Below are 1,975 nucleotides of genomic sequence, written 5' to 3' on the forward strand. Positions count from 1 at the left end.
AGCACCAGGCAGGCGGCTTCGCGCTTGAACTCAGGGGTAAACGTACGGCGTTGTTTGGTCATCGGACACCTCTCTGTGGCGAGCATTCTCGCCTAAATGGGTGTCCGGGGTTAGTAGACCACTACACTTCTTGATCAATCTTCGAATTTCCAAAACCTGCGGATTGCGGACAAGCTTCGTTTTGATAACAAGATAGACATCTTTCTCCTCCAGGTCGTCCAGGAAACCCGGCACGGGTAGGATATTTCTCTCCAGTTTTCGGCTGTAGTCGGGCAGCACTCCAATACACGCACCGCCAACGACAAGGCCTCGTGATAGGTTGTAGCTCTTGACCCGAGTGGTACCGCCCTGATGCTCAGCCATTATCGATGCCCACTTTCGTGAGCCCGCCAAGATCTCTTCATCCCAAGGGACAACGAGCATGAAGTTGTGCAAATCCAAGCTCTCCACTGGAAGGGTGACGCTTCTTGAATAGCGGCTGGAAATGAACAGGGCGTGCCCAATCCGGCCAAGCCGTTCAAACCTATACGTAGGATGGCGATCAAGCGCGCCTTTATCATCTGGGCTCACCAAAGCGATACCCACATCGACTTCACACTCAGAAAGCATCTGCGTTGTGCATTCTGAATGGATTTCCAGCTGCATTTCGGCATGATCACGCACGTAGGCGACTAGATCGCGGTTTACGATGTCGTTCAGCACTGGCTCTGTGATCGCGATGGTAAGCCTGGGGACTTCCTTTTCACCGGACTTGCCAAGGCCGTCTGGGCCGAAGAGCTGGCACAGGTAATGGCTGACCCTCTCGCCTGTGCGGGTCAGGGCAAGCTTGTTGTGTTTGTAGACAAACACGGGAGCACCAATGTGCTCTTCCAGTTTCTCCAAGCGTTTCCGCAGGCCTACCACTGGCACATTGAGCCCTCGGGCAGCCTGTTTGAAACTGGCACAACGTGCTGTTGCGAAAAACTCTACGGCCAGCTGATCATCAATTGGCAAATCATCCAATATGTCAGGGCTGTAAGGAACAACGGTGCTTGTATATGTTTCATTTTGTGTAACCATTAGGTCCCCCTTAATTCGGGGAATCTATCTCAATGCCACCCGGTGTTTCCTTATCTTGTCAACATTGTAATCCACGGGTCATGCATGCGTTATCGGAAGGCTTTTATTTCGAAAGCGTAATTTTCAGGCAATCCCTCTGATATTGTAGCGTGCTAGCCTAGTGCGCCGACTTGTTACTTACCATATATAGATTCGGCTAATTACGCATTTACATTTAGTTCACTATTTTTTCACCTTTGCCTCCATAGGCTTTGGGCATGGAAAATCAAACCCCACCTCTTACTACCTTACTGATTCGTTATCTGGGGATCGGCTTCATAGCAACGGGAGTCCATTATGCGGTGTTCCTATTGCTGGTTACGACAGAATTCGTTACTCCGTTACTGGCCAGTATCTGTGGCGGCATGGTTGGCGCAATCGCGAGCTTCATTGGAAATAGGGCGCTCTGTTTTGTGGCAGATGGCTCTCGTAAGTTTCAGCCTGTCAGGTTTGCACTGGTCGCGTTAACCACAAACTTCGGCAATGGCGTGGGTATGTGGTTCCTCATCAAGTCGAATCTGTCACCGCTCATCTCCCAAGTCGTAGTGACCTTAAGCCTCACTGCACTTGGATTCATTGCACATCGTTTTTGGACATTCAATCATGCAGACATTACATCGCTTTCCCGAGCGCCCTGATCCCTTGTTAACCATCGTGGTCCCTTGCTTCCAGGAAGAGGAAACCATCCCCGAGTTCCACCAGCGAATCACCCGCGTGGTGAAGCGCTTACCCGTCTCCTGCGAAATCCTCGTAAGCGATCCATAAACCCCACCTATCCCAAGGTGGGTCAACGGTTTACCGTGGCATCTCCGGTGAGCAGTTCCACGGCAGCAAGGCTTCGTAGTCTTCGACCGTCGAGGCATATGGCAACCGCTCC

2 protein-coding genes and 1 pseudogene are annotated in these 1,975 nt (G+C 51.4%); 2 read left to right on the plus strand and 1 reads right to left on the minus strand.

Annotated elements, in window-relative coordinates; genetic code table 11:
* Positions 1-30 precede the first annotated feature (30 nt).
* On the minus strand, positions 31-1,059 hold the full coding sequence (locus tag L6D63_RS28245; protein WP_236170502.1) for a LysR family transcriptional regulator: 1,029 nt from the start codon (positions 1,057-1,059) through the stop codon (positions 31-33).
* A 257-nt stretch (positions 1,060-1,316) separates the two neighbouring features.
* Here L6D63_RS28245 and L6D63_RS28250 point away from each other — a divergent pair, with 257 nt between their 5' ends.
* Both L6D63_RS28250 and L6D63_RS28895 read left to right on the plus strand, forming a co-directional pair.
* Positions 1,317-1,736, plus strand: a complete 420-nt coding sequence (locus L6D63_RS28250) for a GtrA family protein (RefSeq protein WP_010951446.1) — start codon at positions 1,317-1,319, stop codon at positions 1,734-1,736.
* A pseudogene (locus L6D63_RS28895) lies at positions 1,702-1,857 on the plus strand (glycosyltransferase); the annotation flags it as partial. The gene L6D63_RS28250 and the pseudogene L6D63_RS28895, both read left to right, overlap by 35 nt.
* Positions 1,858-1,975: the final 118 nt, after the last annotated feature.

The organism is Pseudomonas parakoreensis (assembly GCF_021602155.1).
Taxonomy (GTDB): domain Bacteria; phylum Pseudomonadota; class Gammaproteobacteria; order Pseudomonadales; family Pseudomonadaceae; genus Aquipseudomonas; species Aquipseudomonas parakoreensis.